Here is a 17,273-nt window from a genome sequence, read left to right as displayed (position 1 = left end):
CTTTGCGTTGTGGAAAGGACGCTTGCCACCGCGGGCTACAACAGGAGCTTGCGGATCAGCCTGACGCTGCCCAGGGCGATGTAAGCGCCGAAGAACAGGCCGAGCGACCAGCCAAATCCGGACGGGCCGAACGCATCCATGCCGATGCCGATCGCCTGCGGGCCGAGCACCATGCCGACACCGTAGCAGAGCACGAAGGCGGCGTTGGCCGAGGCCAGTTCATGGCCGGAAAGCTGGGAGCCGAGATGGGCAAGGCCGATCGTGTACATGGCGGCCACCACACCGCCCCAGACGAACAGAAGCGCCGCCATCAGGTGCCAATTCTGCGCGAAGAACGGCATGAAGATGGTGCCGGCAAGCCCGACCGCGGCGCAAGCCAAAAGCAGATAGCGGCGGTCGCTGACGCGGTCGCTGATCATGCCGATCGGAATCTGCAGCAGCACGTTGCCGAGACCGATCATGGTCAGGAGAAGGGCTGCATCCGCTTCGGAATAGCCGATGCGACTGCCATAGACCGGGAACAGCGCAAAGCCGCCGGTCTCGACGGCGCCGAACACCAGCACCGCGGCAGTCGCCGTGGGTACCAGCCAGATGTAGCGCAGGAAGTGGCTGGTCTCGCCGTCGACCACAATGGTGGGGCTTTCGTTCCGCGCGGCCAGCACCGGTATCGCGGCCAGGGCCACCAGGACGATGATGACCCCGAACGGCCTGAAGCCGGTGCTGCCGATATGAGCGAAGATCCACGGCCCGGCGGCAAAGCCGAGCGACAGCACGGTGGCGTAGATGCCGAGCACAAGGCCACGCCGACGGGGCGGCGCCGATGTGCTGATCCAGAATTCCGACAGGATGAACAGCACCGTGAGCGCGATGTGCAGGACGATGCGCAACGGGAACCACATCCAGAAATCGGGAGCGAAATGGAAACCGACAAAGGCCAGCGCGCCGGCGACGATCATGGCAACCATCGTCCAGGCGACGCCGAAGCGCATCGCCAGCGGTGTGGCCAGCGGGGCGCCGGCGATCGAGGCGAGGCCGGCGACCGCGGTGTTGAGGCCGATCATCGAAGCCGAATGGCCGCGCGTCTCCAGAATGACGCTGAGCAGCGGCATGCCGAGGCCGATGGCAATGCCGACGACGCTGATGGACGAGATCGCAGCCACCATCGGTAGCCAGTGTACGCGTTCGTCGCCCTCTTGTTGGGTATCGACCGTCATGAGATGCTTGAATACTCGATGCTAGAGAATTTCGGGGGCTAAAGAATTTCGCGAACGAAGCGGTTGCGGACAAGCCGGTAGAACGGCGCGGAGCCACCGGGGCGCAGTCGCGGATCGTCGGCAAGCCGCCTTTCCAGCTCCTGCAGGATCGTCCGGGTTATGTCGGGGATATCGGCCTCTCTCGCCTTGGCCAGCGGCAACCAGACCAGTTCTTCCAGCTCATTGGTCGGACCGCCACCCGGTAGCTCGACGGCGACATCGCTGCGCCATGCGCTGAAGAAGCGGGTGTCGAAACGACGCACCCGATTGGGTGGGGTGATGGCGCGGGCTATGAAGCGAAGCGGCGCCAACGAAGGCTGGACGCCGTGCTCGACAAAGCCCTGCCAGTCGCGCTTGTCCGTTGTGAAGGCGGCCTTGCGGCCGATGAGCAGGCCGGCTTCCTCATAGGTCTCGCGGATGGCCGAGAGCGCGATGGCGCGGGCCCGCGACGGGCTGATGCGACCTACGCTGGCGATCAGCTTGGCTTCTTCCTCTGGCAGCAGTGGAGTGGCAACGGCAATGCGGCTGTCGGCCGGATCGGTGCGGCCGCCTGGGAAGACGAATTTGCCGGGCATGAAAGCGTGGCCGACATGGCGCCGGCCCATCAGCACCAGCACCTCGTCGTCCTGGCGTTCCAGCAGGATCAAGGTTGCAGCGTCGCGGGGACGCATCGGCTGGCCGCTATGGGCGATCGTGCCCCGCTCCATCCTGTCGACTTCCGCCTTGGTCATACCTTCCATGCGCAGGACCTAGCGGAAACTTCTGGCAAACGAAAGTGGCCTTTCACGGTCGGCATGTTGCGCCAGGCGACATTGCCCGATACGGGTCAGGTCCCGGGACGTGGCTCTGTCGCGTCCTTTTCGCCGCCGAAGCCGTGCATATAGAGCGCCCATTGCAGTCCGATGACAGCGCCCTTGACCGGTTGCAGCAGAGCGACCGACAGCACGATGGTCAGCGGCACCCAGATGGCGATGTGCTGCCACATGGAGAGCGTCGAGGTCGCCTCGACAGCCATAAAGGCGCCGAGAACGATGTGGCCGACAATGACGATGACGAGATAGGCGGGGAGATCGTCGGCGCGGTGGTGGTAAAGCTCCTCGCCGCAGACACTGCATTTATCGACGCTCTTGGTGAAGCCGGCAAACAGTTTGCCTTCGCCGCAATGCGGGCAGCGGCCAAGCGCGCCGCGCTTCATCGCCGTCCATAGCGGGCGGGCGACCCGGCCCGAATGATGTTCACCGCCGAAAACCTGTTCCTGAATCCCCAGTTCGCTTGCCATCCCTAATTCTTTTGGCATTTACCGCCTCCTGCCGCGCGACCCCGGGCGCGATTGCGACGCGCGGGCGCGGCCTTTTGCCTTGTGAAACGACCTCTTGGAGCCGGGCAGGGGCTTCGGGTCGGTCAGCATTTCGAACCGCATCGCGCCAGCCATCGGCGCCACCTCGATCAGGCGAACCTCGACGCGGTCGGCAAGCTGATAACCCTTGCCGGTACGTTCTCCGAACAGCGATCGCGCGGTTTCGTCGTATATATAGTAATCGCCGTTCAGACTTGACACCGGGATGAAACCATCCGCGCCAAACTGCGGCAATTGGACAAATAGTCCTGCCTTGGTGACGCCGGAGATGCGCGCGTCGAAGCGGTCGTCGATGCGCTCGGCGAGATAGGCGGCGATCAGCCGGTCGACCGTGTCACGCTCCGCCGCCATGGCGCGACGCTCGGTACCGGAGATCAGCACCGCCACGTCTTCCAGCCGCGCCTCCTCATCCTGCGTCAAGCCGCCCGGGCCAAGCCCGAGTGCGGCAATCAGTCCACGATGCACGATCAGATCGGCATAGCGGCGGATCGGCGAGGTAAAGTGCGCGTAGCGCTTCAGGTTGAGGCCGAAATGGCCGATGTTCTTGGGCGAGTATTCGGCCTGGCTCTGCGAACGCAGCACCACCTCATTGACCAGCCCCTCATTGTCGGCGCCACGCACGCGCTCGAGAATGCCGTTGAACTGGGCGGGTCGCATCTGCGCGCCGCGCGCCAACGACAGGCCGAGCGTCTGGAGAAATTCGCGCAGCGATTCCTGCTTGGCCAGCGACGGCGCATCGTGGACACGATAGACCAGTGTCTGTTTCTTCGCTTCAAGCGTCTCGGCAGCGGCGACATTGGCCTGGATCATGAACTCTTCGATCAGCTTGTGGGCGTCGAGCCGTTCCGGGACGATGACGCGGTCGACGGTGCCGTCCGGCTTGAGCATGATCTTGCGCTCCGGCAACTCGAGCTCCAGCGGCTGGCGGCCGTGCCGGCCGCGCTTGAGGATGGCGTAGGCGTCCCAGAGCGGCTTCAGCACCGTATCGAGGATCGGGCCGGTCTTGTCGTCGGTCACGCCATCTATGGCTGCCTGGGCCTGTGGATAAGCGAGCTTGGCCGCCGATTTCATCATGACGCGATGGAAAGAGTGGCGCAGCTTGCGGCCGTCGGCCGAGAAGGTCATGCGCACGGCTAGCGCCGGCCGGTCCTGGCCTTCGCGCAGCGAACAGAGGTCGTTAGAGATGCGCTCGGGCAGCATCGGCACGACGCGGTCGGGAAAATAGACCGAATTGCCGCGCTTCAGCGCCTCCCGGTCGAGAGCGGTGCCATAGCGGACATACGCCGCGACATCGGCGATCGCCACGGTGGCAATCACGCCGCCCGGGTTCTTCTCGTCGAGGTCCGGCGTGGCGAACACCGCATCGTCATGGTCCTTGGCGTCGGCTGGGTCGATGGTAACCAGCGGCAGGTCGCGCCAGTCCTCGCGGTGAGCAAGCGTCGCCGGCTTGACCGCTTCGGATTCGGCGATGACGTCGGCCGGGAAAATATGCGGAATGTCATGCGCATGGATGGCGATCATCGAGACCGCCTTTTCACTGGCCAGCGAACCCAGCACCGCCAGCACTTTTGCGCGCGGCAAACCATAACGGGAGGCCCGGGCCGGCTCGACCTCGACCAGGTCGCCGTTTTTAGCGCCGTTCTGGAATTCCTTGTCGACGATCAGTTCGGGCTGGCGCCGTTCCACCGGCTCGATTCGGAACGTACCGTCCTTAAGGATGCGGAAGACGCCGAGCACGGCATCGGTCCGCTTCTCGAAAATCTTCATCACGCGCCCGGTATAGGCGGGGCCGGTCGGCTCATCGGTCGGGAAGGTTTTGGCCAGCACGCGGTCGCCAATTCCGGGCGCCGGGCCGTTGCCGCCGCGCGAGACGCGGATCGAGACGATAGGCGGTTCGCCCGGGCCCACGGCCTCGGCCGGATGCGCCAGCAAGATGCCGTCGCCGTCGCGGCCAAAAATGTCGAGTATGGCGACATGCGGCAGGGCGCCGACACGGGCCAGCCGCTTGCGCTCCTTGGTCAGCACGCCTTCGTCCTGCAGGTCGCGCAGAATGTCCTTCAGCCAGATGCGGTCGTCGCCGCGCAGCGCGAACGCCTTGGCGATGTCGCGTTTTCCCGCGCGATCGGGGTTTTCGGCGATGTAGCGCAGGATTTCGTCACGCGAGGGCCGGTAGTCGTCCTTGACCTTGGCCCTGGTGTCGGCGGTGCGCGGATCGCCGTGGCTTCTACCGGTGATCCTGCGCGCCACGCTGCTATCCCTTTTTCTTCGCCGCCGGCTTCTTGGTCGCCGACTTCTTGGCTGTGGTTTTCTTGGCTGCAGGCGCCTTGGCCGCTGCCGCCTTGCGGAACGGCTTCTTGCCGCCGCCGCCCTTGGCTTCCTTCTCGGCAATCAGCGCCAGCGCGTCCTCGACCGTCACCGACTGCGGATCCTTGCCCTTGGGCAGGGTCGCATTGACCTTGCCGTAGTTGACGTAAGGTCCGTATTTGCCGTCGCGCACGACGATCTTGCCGCCGCCGTCGGGATGGTCGCCGAGTTCCTTGAGTGCTGCGGCAGTGCCGCCATTGCGACCGCCCTTGCCCTTTAGCTGTTTCTCGGCGATGACCGACACGGCGCGGTTAAGTCCGATCGAGAACACGTCCTCGATGCTGTCGACATTGGCATAGGTGCCGTCATGCAGCACGAACGGACCGTAGCGGCCGAGCCCGGCCGAGATCATCTTGCCCGACTCCGGATGCTTGCCGACATCGCGCGGCAAAGAGAGCAAAGCGAGCGCCTTCTCATGGTCGATTGTATCCGGCGTCCAGCCCTTGGGCAGGCTGGAGCGCTTGGCTTCCTTGCCGTCACCGCGCTGAATGTAGGGGCCGAAGCGGCCTGAGCGCAGCGTGATTTCCTCTGATGTGTAGGGGTCCTTGCCCAGCACCTTGGTGCCGTCCTCGCCGCCGCCATTCTCGCCATTCGGGTTGGCGGCGTCGCCGAGCTGGCGGGTGAACGAACATTCCGGATAGTTCGAGCAGCCGACGAAAGCGCCGAACTTGCCGAGCTTCAAAGACAGATTGCCGGTGCCGCATTTCGGGCAGATGCGCGGGTTGGAACCGTCTTCGCGGGTGGGAAACACCAGCGGCGCCAGCTCCTCGTTCAGCGCGTCGAGCACGTCGGTGACGCGCAGTTCCTTGATGTCGGCGACGGCGCCGGAAAAATCCTTCCAGAAGTCGCGCAGCACGTCCTTCCAGGCGAGCTTGCCGTCGGAAATCTCGTCGAGCTTTTCCTCGAGCGAGGCCGTGAAGTCGTATTCTACATAACGCTCGAAGAAGCTTTCGAGGAAGGCCGACAACAGCCGGCCCTTGGCCTGCGGCACCAGCCGGCGCTTGTCGATGGTGACGTAGTCGCGGTCTTCCAGCGTCTTCAGGATCGCGGTGTAGGTCGACGGCCTGCCGATGCCGAGCTCTTCCAGCTTCTTGATCAGCGACGCCTCGGAGTAACGCGGCGGCGGCTCGGTGGTGTGCTGGGTGGCGTTGATCGCCTGGCGAGCAAGCTGTTCGCCGGCGCGGATCTCGGGCAGACGACGGTTTTCCTCGTCTTCCGCGTCGTCGTCCTTCTGGTCGGTGTAAGCGGCGATGAAGCCGTCAAAGCGGACGACCGAACCGACGGCGCGAAGCTCCGCCGTGCGCGCGCCGTTGACCGCCTCGATTTCGACCGTGGTGCGCTCGATCTCGGCCGACTGCATCTGGCTGGCGATGGCGCGCTTCCAGATCAGCTCGTAAAGTCGCAGCTGATCGGAATCGAGATACTGCCTGACCGAAGCCGGAGTGCGCATGAAATCGGTCGGGCGGATCGCCTCGTGCGCTTCCTGGGCGTTCTTGGCCTTGGTCGTGTACTGACGCGGCTTTTCCGGCAGATATCTGGGGCCGAATTCCTTGGCGATGGCGTCACGTGCGGCATCGATCGCCTCGGGCGCCATCTGCACGCCGTCGGTTCGCATATAGGTGATCAGGCCGGTGGTCTCGCCGCCGATCTCCATGCCTTCATAGAGGCGCTGCGCCACCTGCATGGTGCGCGTGGCCGAAAAGCCGAGGCCAGAGGATGCCGCCTGCTGCAGCGTCGAGGTGGTGAAGGGCGGGCCGGGATTGCGCCGGGTCGGCTTGGCTTCCACAGACAGCGCCTTGAAGGTTGCGCCCTCGAGCATGCCCTTGATGTCGTCGGCCTGCGCCTTGTTGGCGATATCGAGCTTCTGCAGCTTCTTGCGCTCGAAAGCGGTCAGCCGTGCCTCGAAAGTCTCGTTGCGCGGCGTGCCCAGCAGCGCGGCGATCTGCCAGTATTCCTCGCGGATGAAGCGCTCGATTTCAGATTCGCGGTCGCAGACCAGGCGCAATGCCACCGACTGGACGCGGCCTGCCGAACGGGCGCCGGGCAATTTGCGCCACAACACCGGCGACAGCGTGAAGCCGACGAGATAGTCGAGCGCACGACGGGCGAGATAGGCATCGACCAGCGGCGCATCGATCTGGCGCGGATTGGCCATCGCCTCCAGCACCGAGGACTTGGTGATGGCGTTGAAGACGACGCGGCTGACCGGCTTGTCCTTCAGCGCGCGCTTCTGCTTCAGCACTTCCAGCACATGCCAGGAAATGGCTTCGCCCTCGCGATCCGGATCGGTGGCGAGGATCAGGCCGTCGGCGTCCTTGACCGCCTTGGCGATGTCGGCGAGGCGCTTGCCCGACGCGGTGTCGACCGCCCAGGACATGGCGAAATCCTCATCCGGACGCACCGAGCCATCCTTGGCCGGCAGATCGCGGACATGGCCGAACGAGGCCAGAACCTTATAGTTCTTGCCGAGGTATTTGTTGATTGTCTTTGCCTTGGCCGGCGATTCGACGACGACGACGTCCATGAGTTCTCATATCAGCTGTGGTGCGGCAGAAGGATTCCGCTGCGCGCGACGAAATCTCGTTCTATTTGTCGCTCACATGGCCGCGCTTTTGCATCCGGTCAAGGGGAGGCGGCCAAATTGCCGGCACGTCCGCAGCAATACACTCTAAGAGTGTATGGAGAAAATCACAGAATTCGAGGACGTGCGGTTTGGGCGTGAAGTCTTGAGCAAACGACTCAGAAGCTGCGGCGGTCCGTCCTACGAGCTGCCGCAAAACGAAACTGGCCGCCGGGTCGCTTGGAGCCGGCAGCCAGCTGGTTCCGCCGGTCAGGCGGATTGAGGTTCGAATTATCAGTCGGTCTTGACGATGTGCCAGACTTCGCCGACGCCGTCGCCGGTCGCGTCGCCGGCCTTCTTGTCCTTGATGAAGGTGTAGACCGGCTTGCCGTCATAGGCCCACATCTTGGTGCCGTCGGTGCGGTCGACGATGGTCCATTCGTCGTCCGCCTTGGCGCCGGCCTCGGCCTTCAGCGGCGGCCAGTTGGTGGCGCATTTGTCGTAGCAATTGCTCTTGCCCTTCTCGTCCTTGTCATAGGTATAGAGCGTCATGCCGTTGGCATCGGTGTAGATCTTGGCGCCGTTGACTTCGGCTTCCTTCCAGGCTTCGGCGGCGAAGGATGCAGCGGTGCTGAGCAAAAGCGCGGCCAGGCCAACAGTGATCGTTTTCATGGAAATCTCCCTGGGTATCCGAAGAAGCGCGCAGAAATCGCGGCTTCGCTCTGTGAACGTTTGGCGAGGAGCGTTTCTTCCCCGGCTTGGTCATCTGACGATGGGCCGGTAACAATTCCTCCGGCCGAGCCGTACCTGTAGCCAAATGCCACACGATGGTGATTGGCGAACGATGTTTTGCGTCGCTATATCGGCGCCAGCGAATTTGGAGTTTCGGGATGGCATTGGATATCGGCTATGTCAGCGCGGTCGGAGCGGGGGCAATCTCGTTCCTGTCGCCTTGCGTGCTGCCGCTGGTGCCGCCCTACCTCTGCTACATGGCCGGCGTGTCGGTCGACGACTTCCGCGGGGACAATGCCGGTGTTACGGCCAAGGCCGGCGCACGCGGCGCGCTCATCTATTCCTCGATCGCCTTCGTTCTCGGCTTCTCCACGGTGTTCGTGGCACTCGGCGCCGGCGCCTCGACCATCGGCCATTGGCTGCGCGTCTGGCAGGAGCCACTGGCGATGGCGGCCGGCGTGCTGATCATCCTGATGGGGCTGAATTTCCTCGGCATCTTGCGCATTCCGCTCCTGTCGCGCGAGGCGCGCTTCCAGTCGAAGGGCAAGCCGGCCAGCATGGTCGCTGCCTATGTCATGGGGCTGGCCTTCGCCTTCGGCTGGACGCCCTGCATCGGCCCGGTGCTGGGCCCGATCCTGACGCTGGCCGGCGGCCGCGAGACGGTGGGCGAGGGGGCGCTGCTGCTCGCTGCCTATTCGCTCGGCCTCGGCATTCCGTTCCTGATCGCCGCTTTGTTCTCCGGCGCCTTCATGCGCTTCCTCGGCAAATTCCGCGTCCATCTCGGCCGCGTCGAAAAGGCGATAGGAGCGTTGCTCGTCGTCGCCGGCGTGTTTTTCCTCACCGGTGGGGTGCAGACCGCGTCCTACTGGCTGCTGGAGAATTTCCCGGTGCTGGGCCGGTTGGGATAGGTCGCCTTGGCGCGGGAACGATGCTCGAAAACCCGCGTTTCGGTGTCAGATCATCCACTGGCGCTTGAGCCGGGAGGCGAGAGTGGTAGCCAAGGCAGCCGTGCAAAAATTCTTCAAGGCCTATGAGAAGATCTACAACGATGCGATCGCCGACAAAGTCGATCTGAACGACGTCGCAGACATGTATTCGGCCGGTTTTGTCTCGGTGACGCCAGCGGCGATCATGGTTGGCGAGAACGGCCAGCCGTTGAAAGATATGATGAAAAAGGGATTTGAGGCCTATCGCGCCATCGGCAGCAAGAAGATGACCTGCACGGACGTCTCGGTGACACCGATCGATCAGGACCATTGCGTGGTCAAGGTTGACTGGTCCGGCGACTATCAGCGCAAGGACGGGAAACCCGTGACCATCGACTTCGCCATCAACTACCTCGTCGAAAAGGGCGACGACGAGTTGAAAGTGTTCGGCTGGATATCAGGCGACGAGCAGGCGGAATTCAGGAAACACGGCCTGATGTGACGCCAGAATCGGTATTCGCGCCGAAAAGGTGATCGCTGCGCCAGTCAGTACAGGATCGAACTGTGGACCCGCTGATTAAGAGTCAGCGGGTCTAGCATCTCACCGGAATTTAACCGCATTGGCGCAGCATAGCGCCAGATGCTAAGGCGTTGCCCATTCCTGATCCCATTTCATACGGTTGTCCTTCCATGAGCCAGAGATCCTGCCTGTCCGTCATCCTCGCCGCCGGCGAAGGCACACGCATGAAGAGCGCGTTGCCGAAGGTGCTGCACCAGATTGCAGGGCTGCCGATGGTCGCGCATGTGGTGAAGGCGGCGGAAGCTGCCGGCGCCGGCAGCCAGGCGTTGGTGATCGGCCATGGCGCTGACGAAATGCGCAAGGCGGCGGCGAAATTTGCGCCGAAGGCCGAGACCTTCGTGCAGGAAAAGCGCCTCGGCACCGCGCATGCCGTTCTGGCCGCGCGCGATGCGATATCAAAGGGTTATGACGATATTCTCGTGATGTTTGGCGACACGCCGCTGATCGACGCTGAAGCGCTGGTGACCGCGCGGCAGAAGCTGGCCAGCGGCGCGGCGGTCGTCGTCATCGGTTTCCGTCCGCCTAACCCGACCGGCTATGGCCGTCTGATCGAAAAAGGCGGCAAGCCCACCGCAATCCGCGAGGAGAAGGACTGCAGCGCCCAGGAGAAAAAGATCGGCTTCTGCAATGCGGGCATGATGGCGGTGGCCGGCGCTCATGCGCTGAAGCTGCTCGATGCAGTCGGCAACAAGAATGCCAAGGGCGAGTATTATCTCACCGACATCGTCGAGATCGCCAGCGCCAAAGGCCTCGATGTCGTCGCCACCGAAGCCAGCTTCGAGAGCGCGCTCGGCATCAACAACCGGGCCGAACTCGCCGAAGCGGAAGCCATCTGGCAGACGCGCAAGCGGCACGAGGCCATGCTGTCGGGCGTGACGCTGATCGCGCCGGAAACCGTGTATTTCTCACACGATACGGAGATCGGCGCCGACACGATCGTCGAGCCTAATGTCTGGTTTGGTCCGGGCGTGAGAATTGCGACTGGCGCCAAGATCCATGCTTTCAGCCATATCGAGGGCGCCACCGTTGCCTCCAATTGCGATGTCGGGCCGTTCGCGCGGCTCAGGCCAGGCGCTGATCTGAGGCAAAAGGCCAAGGTCGGCAATTTCTGCGAGGTCAAGCAGGCGGTTATCGAGGAAGGTGCCAAGGTCAATCACCTGACCTATATCGGCGACGCACGTGTGGGCGCGGGCGCCAATATCGGTGCCGGCACCATCACCTGCAACTATGACGGCTACTCGAAGTTCTTCACCGATATCGGCGAGGGCGCCTTTATCGGCTCGAACTCGTCGCTAGTGGCGCCGGTCACCATCGGCAAGGGCGGCTACATCGCCTCGGGCAGCGTGATTACCGAAAGCGTGCCCGACGACGCGCTGGCCTTTGGCCGCGCCCGCCAGAAGACGATCCCCGGCAAGGGCAAGGAATTGCGCGAGCGCTTTGCTTCGGCCGCGGCCGCAAAAAAGAAGGCCGGTGCTGATCACTAAGGTCAACCGGCAGCCTTGCTGAAGGTGGCGGTTACCTCGATCTTGCCAATAATCGCCTTGTTGAAATCGGCGAGGTCTTCGGCCGGAATCCAGTATTCGAGATGCGCCCTGCTGCCGGCATGTTCGACCCGGTAGCGGTCGAGGAAGCTTTTCAGCACGTCGAACCGGGTTACGAAGCCGGATCCGCTCGCCGGCACATTCCAGTCGCGGGCGATCTGCGTTGCATAGGCCTCGGTCAAAACCGGATAGAAGATCGGCTGATCGGGCAGGCGCGGCGGGAATTCCCGCATCCCTGACGCCTTGATCAATTCCAGTTCCTTCGGTCCGACAGGACGCCAGAGTGTGACGGTGGCTTGGCTCATCATGGCCAAACATTAGCCAGATATTGCCAAAACGAGAACCAGACGCCTGAAAAAATCGAGCAATTGCAGTAACCGGATTGCAAGAGCGGTCTGCGATGGTGCATCGGGTTGACAAGCGCTCCGTTACACCAGACGAAACGCAAAGTGACTTTCGCGGCAGGCCGGCAATCCCTAGATAGCGCTGGTTTTCCATTGGGAATCGGGGGCAGGCGCCATGTGCGGTATCGTCGGAATTGTCGGCCAGCAACAGGTCGCGCCGCTCATTGTCGATGCGCTGAAGCGGCTGGAATATCGCGGCTATGACTCGGCAGGTGTCGCTACAGTCGAGAAAGGCGCGCTCGGCCGCCGCCGCGCCGAAGGCAAGCTGATCAACCTCGAACGTCGGCTGAAGGACGAGCCGCTCGACGGCACGATCGGCATCGGCCACACACGCTGGGCGACCCATGGCGTGCCGAACGAAACCAACGCGCATCCGCATTTTTCCAACGGCGTCGCCATCGTCCACAACGGCATCATCGAGAATTTCGCCGAGCTGCGCGACGAGCTGATCCGCGACGGCTATGCCTTCTCGTCGCAGACTGACACCGAGGTTGTCGCGCATCTGGTGGCGCGCGAACTGGCCAAAGGGCTGAAGCCGATCGAGGCCGCGCACCGGGCGCTGAAGCGGCTGGAAGGCGCCTTTGCCTTGGCCATCATGTTCACGGGCGATGAAGATCTGATCGTCGGCGCCCGGAACGGCCCGCCGCTGGCCGTCGGCCATGGCGAGGGTGAAATGTTCTTGGGTTCCGACGCCATTGCATTGGCACCCTTCACCAATTCCATCACCTATCTCGAAGACGGTGATTGGGCGGTGGTGCGCCGCGATGGCGTCAGCATCTTCGACATCGACGGCAAAAAGGTCGACCGCAAGCGCCAGCAGTCGCTGTCGACCAGCTTCATGGTCGACAAGGGCAACCGCCGCCACTTCATGGAAAAGGAAATCCATGAGCAGCCGGAGGTGATCTCGCACACGCTGGCGCATTATGTCGATTTCGTCTCCGGCGTGTCGAAGCCACTGGAGCTGCCGTTCGATTTCGCCAAGATCGGCCGCCTGGCCATCTCGGCCTGCGGCACCGCCTATCTCGCCGGCCTGATCTCAAAATACTGGTTCGAGCGCTATGCGCGGCTGCCGGTCGACATCGATGTCGCCTCCGAATTCCGCTACCGCGAAATGCCGCTGTCGGCTGATGACGTCGCCTTCTTCATCTCGCAATCGGGGGAGACCGCCGACACGCTGGCCTCACTGCGCTATTGCCGCAAGGCGGGCATGAAGATCGGTGCCATCGTCAATGTTCGCGAATCGACCATGGCGCGCGAATCCGACGTTGTGCTGCCGACGCTGGCCGGACCGGAGATCGGCGTCGCCTCGACCAAGGCGTTCACCTGCCAGCTGTCGGTGCTGGCTTCGCTTGCGGTGCGTGCCGGCGTGGCGCGCGGCACGATCTCGAAGGACGAGGAAAAGACGCTGGTGCGCGCGCTTTCGGAGGCGCCACGCTATGCCAACCAGGTGCTGAAGCTCGAGGAGCAGGTCGAGCGCATCGCGCGCGAGATCTCGCGCTACAAGGACGTGCTCTATCTCGGCCGCGACACCAATTTTCCGCTGGCCATGGAAGGCGCGCTGAAGCTCAAGGAAATCTCCTACATCCATGCCGAAGGCTATGCAGCGGGCGAGCTGAAGCACGGCCCGATCGCGCTGATCGACGAAAACATGCCGGTGATCGTCATTGCCCCCCACGACCGCATCTTCGAGAAGACCGTGTCGAACATGCAGGAAGTGGCGGCGCGCGGCGGCAAGATCATCCTGATCACCGATGCCAAGGGTGCGGCGCAGGTCAGCGTCAAGACGATGGAGACCATCATCCTGCCCGACGTGCCGGAAATCATCTCCCCGATCATCTACGCGCTGCCGATCCAGATGCTGGCTTACTACGCCGCCGTGTTCATGGGCACCGACGTCGACCAGCCGCGCAATCTGGCGAAATCGGTGACGGTGGAGTAGGTTCCCGGCACGAACTCGTATCAGTCATTGATACTTCATGTTGCAAGTCATCTTGTATCAGAGTATGATACAAGATGAGGGGTGCAATTTTGATCGTTTCGTTCAAAGGCAGGGCGGTCGAAGCGGTTGCAGCTGGTAAGGCACCGAAAGGCTTTCCGTCAGATTTGGTCGCTCGCGCTGAGCGTCGTCTTCGAGCAATCGACAATGCCGTCCAACTGAACGACCTTCGATCGCCGCCCGGAAACCACCTCGAAGCTCTGAAAGGAGGTCGTGCCGGACAGCATTCGATACGCATCAACGACCAATGGCGCATCTGTTTCAGGTGGACCACTGCAGGTGCCGAAGACGTGGAGATCGTTGACTACCATTGAGCGGGCACTCGCCCTAACCCTTTGAGGATATTGATGCCCAAGTTCGCACGCCCCATTCACCCCGGAGAATTCCTGCGGGAAGAGTATCTCGTTCCGCTCGGCATGAGTGCCGGTGCGCTCGCAAAGAAGCTCAACCTCCCGCGCACCCGTATCGAGCGCATTGCCAAGGAGGAGATCGGTCTGACCCCCGACACAGCCTTGCGCCTCGCCCGTTTTTTCAACACGACGCCTCAGTTCTGGATGAATTTTCAACAGGCCTATGAACTGGAAACCGAGGCCGAGAAACTGGCGCCGGAACTTGAGAAGATCGAACCGCTGGAAGCGGCGGCTTAAGCCAGCCTTTAAAAACTTCGCAGTTCCAAAGCGCCTTCCGCTTCACTAATGTTGCGCTGCAACCCGCGCCCGGTGAACCATGTCCGATGCTCCCAGAACCTCAGGCATGACCCGGCTGAGAAACTATTTTCTTACGGGCTTCATCGTCTGCGCGCCGCTGGCGATCACCGCCTACATCGCCTGGTCGTTCATCGGCTGGGTCGATTCCTGGGTAAAACCCTATATTCCCGCGCGCTACAGTCCCGACACCTATCTGCCGTTTCCGGTTCCCGGTTTCGGCCTGATCGTGGCGCTCATCCTGATCACGCTGATCGGCTTCATGACCGCCAACATCGTCGGCCGCGCCATCGTCAATTTTGGCGAGCGACTGCTTGGCCGCATGCCGCTTGTGCGCGGCATCTACGGTTCGCTGAAGCAGATTTTCCAGACGGTGCTGTCGAACAAGGGCGACATGTTCCGCCAGGTCGGGCTGGTTGAATATCCGCGCAAAGGGGTCTGGTCGCTGGTTTTCGTCGCCAGCGAGAAGGAAACGGAGATCAACCGGAAGCTCGACCAGGAGGGCGACCCGATGATCGCCGTCTTCATGCCGTGCACGCCCAACCCGACCACCGGTTTCCTGATGTATGTGCTGAAATCCGACATCGTGCTGCTCGACATGACGATCGAGGACGGCGCCAGGCTGATCGTTTCGGCCGGGCTGGTAGCTCCCGAGGTCAAGCCGAAAATGGTGACGGTGAACGGTGAGCCGATCGACGGAGATCTCGCCAACCCGCCCGTCGGCGCCCTGGCTCAGCCGGCGCGCAAAAGCCGCACGGCCTCGTCGCGGCCGAACAAATAGAGCAACAGGCGCAGGGCTTCCCCACGCTCGGATTGCAGCTCCGGGTCGCGTGAAAGGACCAGCCTTGCATCGTCGCGGGCGGCTTCGAGCAGGTCGGCATGCGCCTCGATGCGCGCCACCTGAAAACCCGGCGTGCCGGACTGGCGGGTGCCGAGCAGCTCGCCTTCGCCGCGCAGCTTCAGATCCTCCTCGGCGATCAGGAAACCGTCTTCGGTCTCGCGCATCACCGACAGCCGCCGCTTAGCCGTCTCGCCGAGCGGGTCCTTGTAGAGCAACACGCAAGAGGAGGGCTTGTCGCCGCGCCCGACGCGGCCGCGCAGCTGGTGCAGTTGCGCCAGGCCGAAGCGCTCGGCGTGTTCGATGACCATGATCGTCGCGTCCGGCACATCGACGCCGACTTCGATGACCGTTGTGGCGATCAGGATGCGGGTTTCGCCGACCTTGAAGGCGCGCATCGCCTCGTCCTTTTCCGCGCCCTTCATGCGGCCATGAACAAGGCCGATACGGTCGCCGAACAGGGGTTGCAGCGAGGCGAAACGGTCCTCGGCCGACATCAGCTTGATCTCTTCGGATTCCTCGACCAGCGGGCAGATCCAGTAGATTTTCTGGCCGTCGGCCACCGCCTCGAGCATGCGGCCGACCAGTTCGTCGAGCCGCTCCAGCGGCAGCGTGACGGTACGGATCGGCTGGCGGCCGACCGGTTTTTCCGTCAGCTTGGAGACGTCCATGTCGCCGAAAGCGGTCAGCACGAGCGTGCGCGGGATCGGAGTCGCCGTCATCACCAGCATGTCGGGCGCGTCGCCCTTGGCGGTGATGGCAAGCCGCTGGTGGACGCCGAAGCGGTGCTGCTCGTCGACAACGGCAAAGACGAGGTCGTGATAGGTCACCGTTTCCTGAAACAGCGCATGGGTGCCGACGACGATGTCGATGTCGCCGCTGGCAAGACCTGCCAGCGTTTCGGTGCGCTCGCGGCCCTTCTCCCGGCCGGTCAGGATGGCGACACGCAGGCCGGCCTGTTCGGCCAGCGGCGTGATCGTTGCCAGATGCTGGCGCGCCAGGATTTCGGTCGGCGCCATCAGCGCTGCCTGTCCGCCCGCCTCGACGGCGCGCGCCATGGCAAGCAGCGCCACCACCGTCTTGCCGGAGCCGACATCGCCCTGCAGCAGGCGCAGCATGCGTTCGGGATCGGCGAGATCGGCGTTGATTTCGGCGAGCGCGAATTCCTGGCTGCCGGTCAATGAATAGGGCAGGGCCGCGCGCAGTTTCTCGACGACGCGGCCGTCGCCGATCAGCGGCCGGCCAGACAAGCGGCGCACTTTTGCCCGCACCAGCGCCAGCGACACCTGGCCGGCGAGCAACTCGTCATAGGCGAGGCGCCGCCATGCCGAGCCCTCGATGGCGACGTCGATCGGATCCGCGGGATAGTGGATGCGGGTCAGTGCATCGCCAAAGGCGGGAAAAGTCTGCTTGCGCATGAAGGCGCCGTCCTGCCATTCCGGCAGTTCCGGCAAGCGGCCAAGTGCCTGGCCGATGGCGCGGCGCAGCACCTTTCCGGACAGACCGGCGGTCAGCGGATAGACCGGCTCGACCAGCGGCAGGGCTTCGGCATCGCTGGCCAGCGCGATGTGGTCGGGATGGACCATGGTCGGGCGGCCATTGAACCATTCCATGCGGCCGGAGACGATGACATGCTCCCCCACCGGCATCGCCTTCTCGAGATAGGCGGCATGGGCATGGAAAAAGGTCAGCCCGATCTCCCCGGTATCGTCATGGGCGTAGACGCGGTAGGGCACCGAGCGGTTGCCGCGCGGCGGCGGCTGGTGGCGGTCGATGCGCACGTCGAGCGTGACGATAGCGCCGGCAGGCGCGAGCGCGATGCCGGGACGATTGCGACGGTCGATGACGGTATTCGGCAGCACGAACAACAGGTCGCCGGCGCGTGCCGGCCGCTCGCCAAGATCGGCCGTCACGACCTTCTCGATCAACGTGCCGACCTTCGGCCCGACGCCGGCAAGCGAGGTGATCGGGACGAACAATGGGTCGAGGAGGGAAGGTCTCATTCGTAAGAGACCGCG

15 protein-coding genes are annotated in these 17,273 nt (G+C 63.3%); 7 read left to right on the top strand and 8 right to left on the bottom strand.

Features of this window, described 5'->3' with window-relative positions; all coding sequences use genetic code 11:
- Positions 1–35: 35 nt before the first annotated feature.
- The 6 genes from FJV77_RS00830 to FJV77_RS00805 form a co-directional block, all read right to left on the bottom strand.
- Complete coding sequence (locus FJV77_RS00830; protein WP_142864982.1) at positions 36–1,214, bottom strand: MFS transporter; 1,179 nt, start codon at positions 1,212–1,214, stop codon at positions 36–38.
- A 38-nt stretch (positions 1,215–1,252) separates the two neighbouring features.
- Positions 1,253–1,993: an NUDIX domain-containing protein gene (locus tag FJV77_RS00825; RefSeq protein ID WP_142864981.1), complete on the bottom strand. Its 741-nt coding sequence runs from the start codon at positions 1,991–1,993 to the stop codon at positions 1,253–1,255.
- A gap of 86 nt (positions 1,994–2,079) precedes the next feature.
- On the bottom strand, positions 2,080–2,532 hold the full coding sequence (locus FJV77_RS00820; RefSeq protein WP_142865497.1) for a DUF983 domain-containing protein: 453 nt from the start codon (positions 2,530–2,532) through the stop codon (positions 2,080–2,082).
- A gap of 18 nt (positions 2,533–2,550) precedes the next feature.
- Complete coding sequence (rnr, locus tag FJV77_RS00815) at positions 2,551–4,857, bottom strand: ribonuclease R (RefSeq protein WP_142864980.1); 2,307 nt, start codon at positions 4,855–4,857, stop codon at positions 2,551–2,553.
- A gap of 4 nt (positions 4,858–4,861) precedes the next feature.
- The gene (gene topA / locus FJV77_RS00810; RefSeq protein ID WP_142864979.1) at positions 4,862–7,498 is read right to left on the bottom strand and encodes a type I DNA topoisomerase; all 2,637 of its coding nucleotides are present in this window, start codon (positions 7,496–7,498) and stop codon (positions 4,862–4,864) included.
- Between the two features lie 330 nt (positions 7,499–7,828).
- On the bottom strand, positions 7,829–8,206 hold the full coding sequence (locus FJV77_RS00805) for a hypothetical protein (protein WP_142864978.1): 378 nt from the start codon (positions 8,204–8,206) through the stop codon (positions 7,829–7,831).
- Between the two features lie 218 nt (positions 8,207–8,424).
- Here FJV77_RS00805 and FJV77_RS00800 point away from each other — a divergent pair, with 218 nt between their 5' ends.
- From FJV77_RS00800 to glmU, 3 genes are all read left to right on the top strand, one after another.
- The gene (locus FJV77_RS00800) at positions 8,425–9,174 is read left to right on the top strand and encodes a cytochrome c biogenesis CcdA family protein (RefSeq protein ID WP_142864977.1); all 750 of its coding nucleotides are present in this window, start codon (positions 8,425–8,427) and stop codon (positions 9,172–9,174) included.
- Positions 9,175–9,256: 82 nt separating this feature from the next.
- A complete protein-coding gene (locus FJV77_RS00795; RefSeq protein WP_142864976.1) occupies positions 9,257–9,694 on the top strand; it encodes a nuclear transport factor 2 family protein in 438 nt (145 codons plus the stop codon).
- Positions 9,695–9,882: 188 nt separating this feature from the next.
- On the top strand, positions 9,883–11,256 hold the full coding sequence (gene glmU / locus FJV77_RS00790) for a bifunctional UDP-N-acetylglucosamine diphosphorylase/glucosamine-1-phosphate N-acetyltransferase GlmU (RefSeq protein WP_142864975.1): 1,374 nt from the start codon (positions 9,883–9,885) through the stop codon (positions 11,254–11,256).
- Between the two features lie 2 nt (positions 11,257–11,258).
- Here glmU and FJV77_RS00785 read toward each other — a convergent pair whose 3' ends face one another.
- Complete coding sequence (locus FJV77_RS00785) at positions 11,259–11,618, bottom strand: ADP-ribosylation/crystallin J1 (protein ID WP_142865496.1); 360 nt, start codon at positions 11,616–11,618, stop codon at positions 11,259–11,261.
- Positions 11,619–11,832: 214 nt separating this feature from the next.
- On the opposite strand from FJV77_RS00785, the gene glmS reads away from it, so the two are divergent.
- From glmS to FJV77_RS00765, 4 genes are all read left to right on the top strand, one after another.
- Positions 11,833–13,656, top strand: a complete 1,824-nt coding sequence (glmS, locus tag FJV77_RS00780) for a glutamine--fructose-6-phosphate transaminase (isomerizing) (protein ID WP_142864974.1) — start codon at positions 11,833–11,835, stop codon at positions 13,654–13,656.
- A gap of 89 nt (positions 13,657–13,745) precedes the next feature.
- Positions 13,746–14,027, top strand: a complete 282-nt coding sequence (locus tag FJV77_RS00775) for a type II toxin-antitoxin system RelE/ParE family toxin (protein WP_142864973.1) — start codon at positions 13,746–13,748, stop codon at positions 14,025–14,027.
- Positions 14,028–14,060: 33 nt separating this feature from the next.
- Positions 14,061–14,360, top strand: coding sequence for a HigA family addiction module antitoxin (locus tag FJV77_RS00770; protein WP_142865495.1), 300 nt, complete (start codon positions 14,061–14,063; stop codon positions 14,358–14,360).
- 79 nt (positions 14,361–14,439) lie between these two features.
- A complete protein-coding gene (locus FJV77_RS00765; RefSeq protein ID WP_142864972.1) occupies positions 14,440–15,198 on the top strand; it encodes a DUF502 domain-containing protein in 759 nt (252 codons plus the stop codon).
- On the opposite strand, the gene recG is transcribed toward FJV77_RS00765, so the two are convergent.
- Complete coding sequence (gene recG, locus FJV77_RS00760) at positions 15,150–17,258, bottom strand: ATP-dependent DNA helicase RecG (RefSeq protein ID WP_142864971.1); 2,109 nt, start codon at positions 17,256–17,258, stop codon at positions 15,150–15,152. The two genes, FJV77_RS00765 and recG, sit on opposite strands and share 49 nt — an antisense overlap.
- Positions 17,259–17,273 lie beyond the last annotated feature (15 nt).

Origin of the sequence: Mesorhizobium sp. WSM4306, from assembly GCF_007003975.1 — a bacterium.
GTDB lineage: Bacteria > Pseudomonadota > Alphaproteobacteria > Rhizobiales > Rhizobiaceae > Mesorhizobium.
This window is presented reverse-complemented; position numbering and strand designations above follow the sequence as displayed.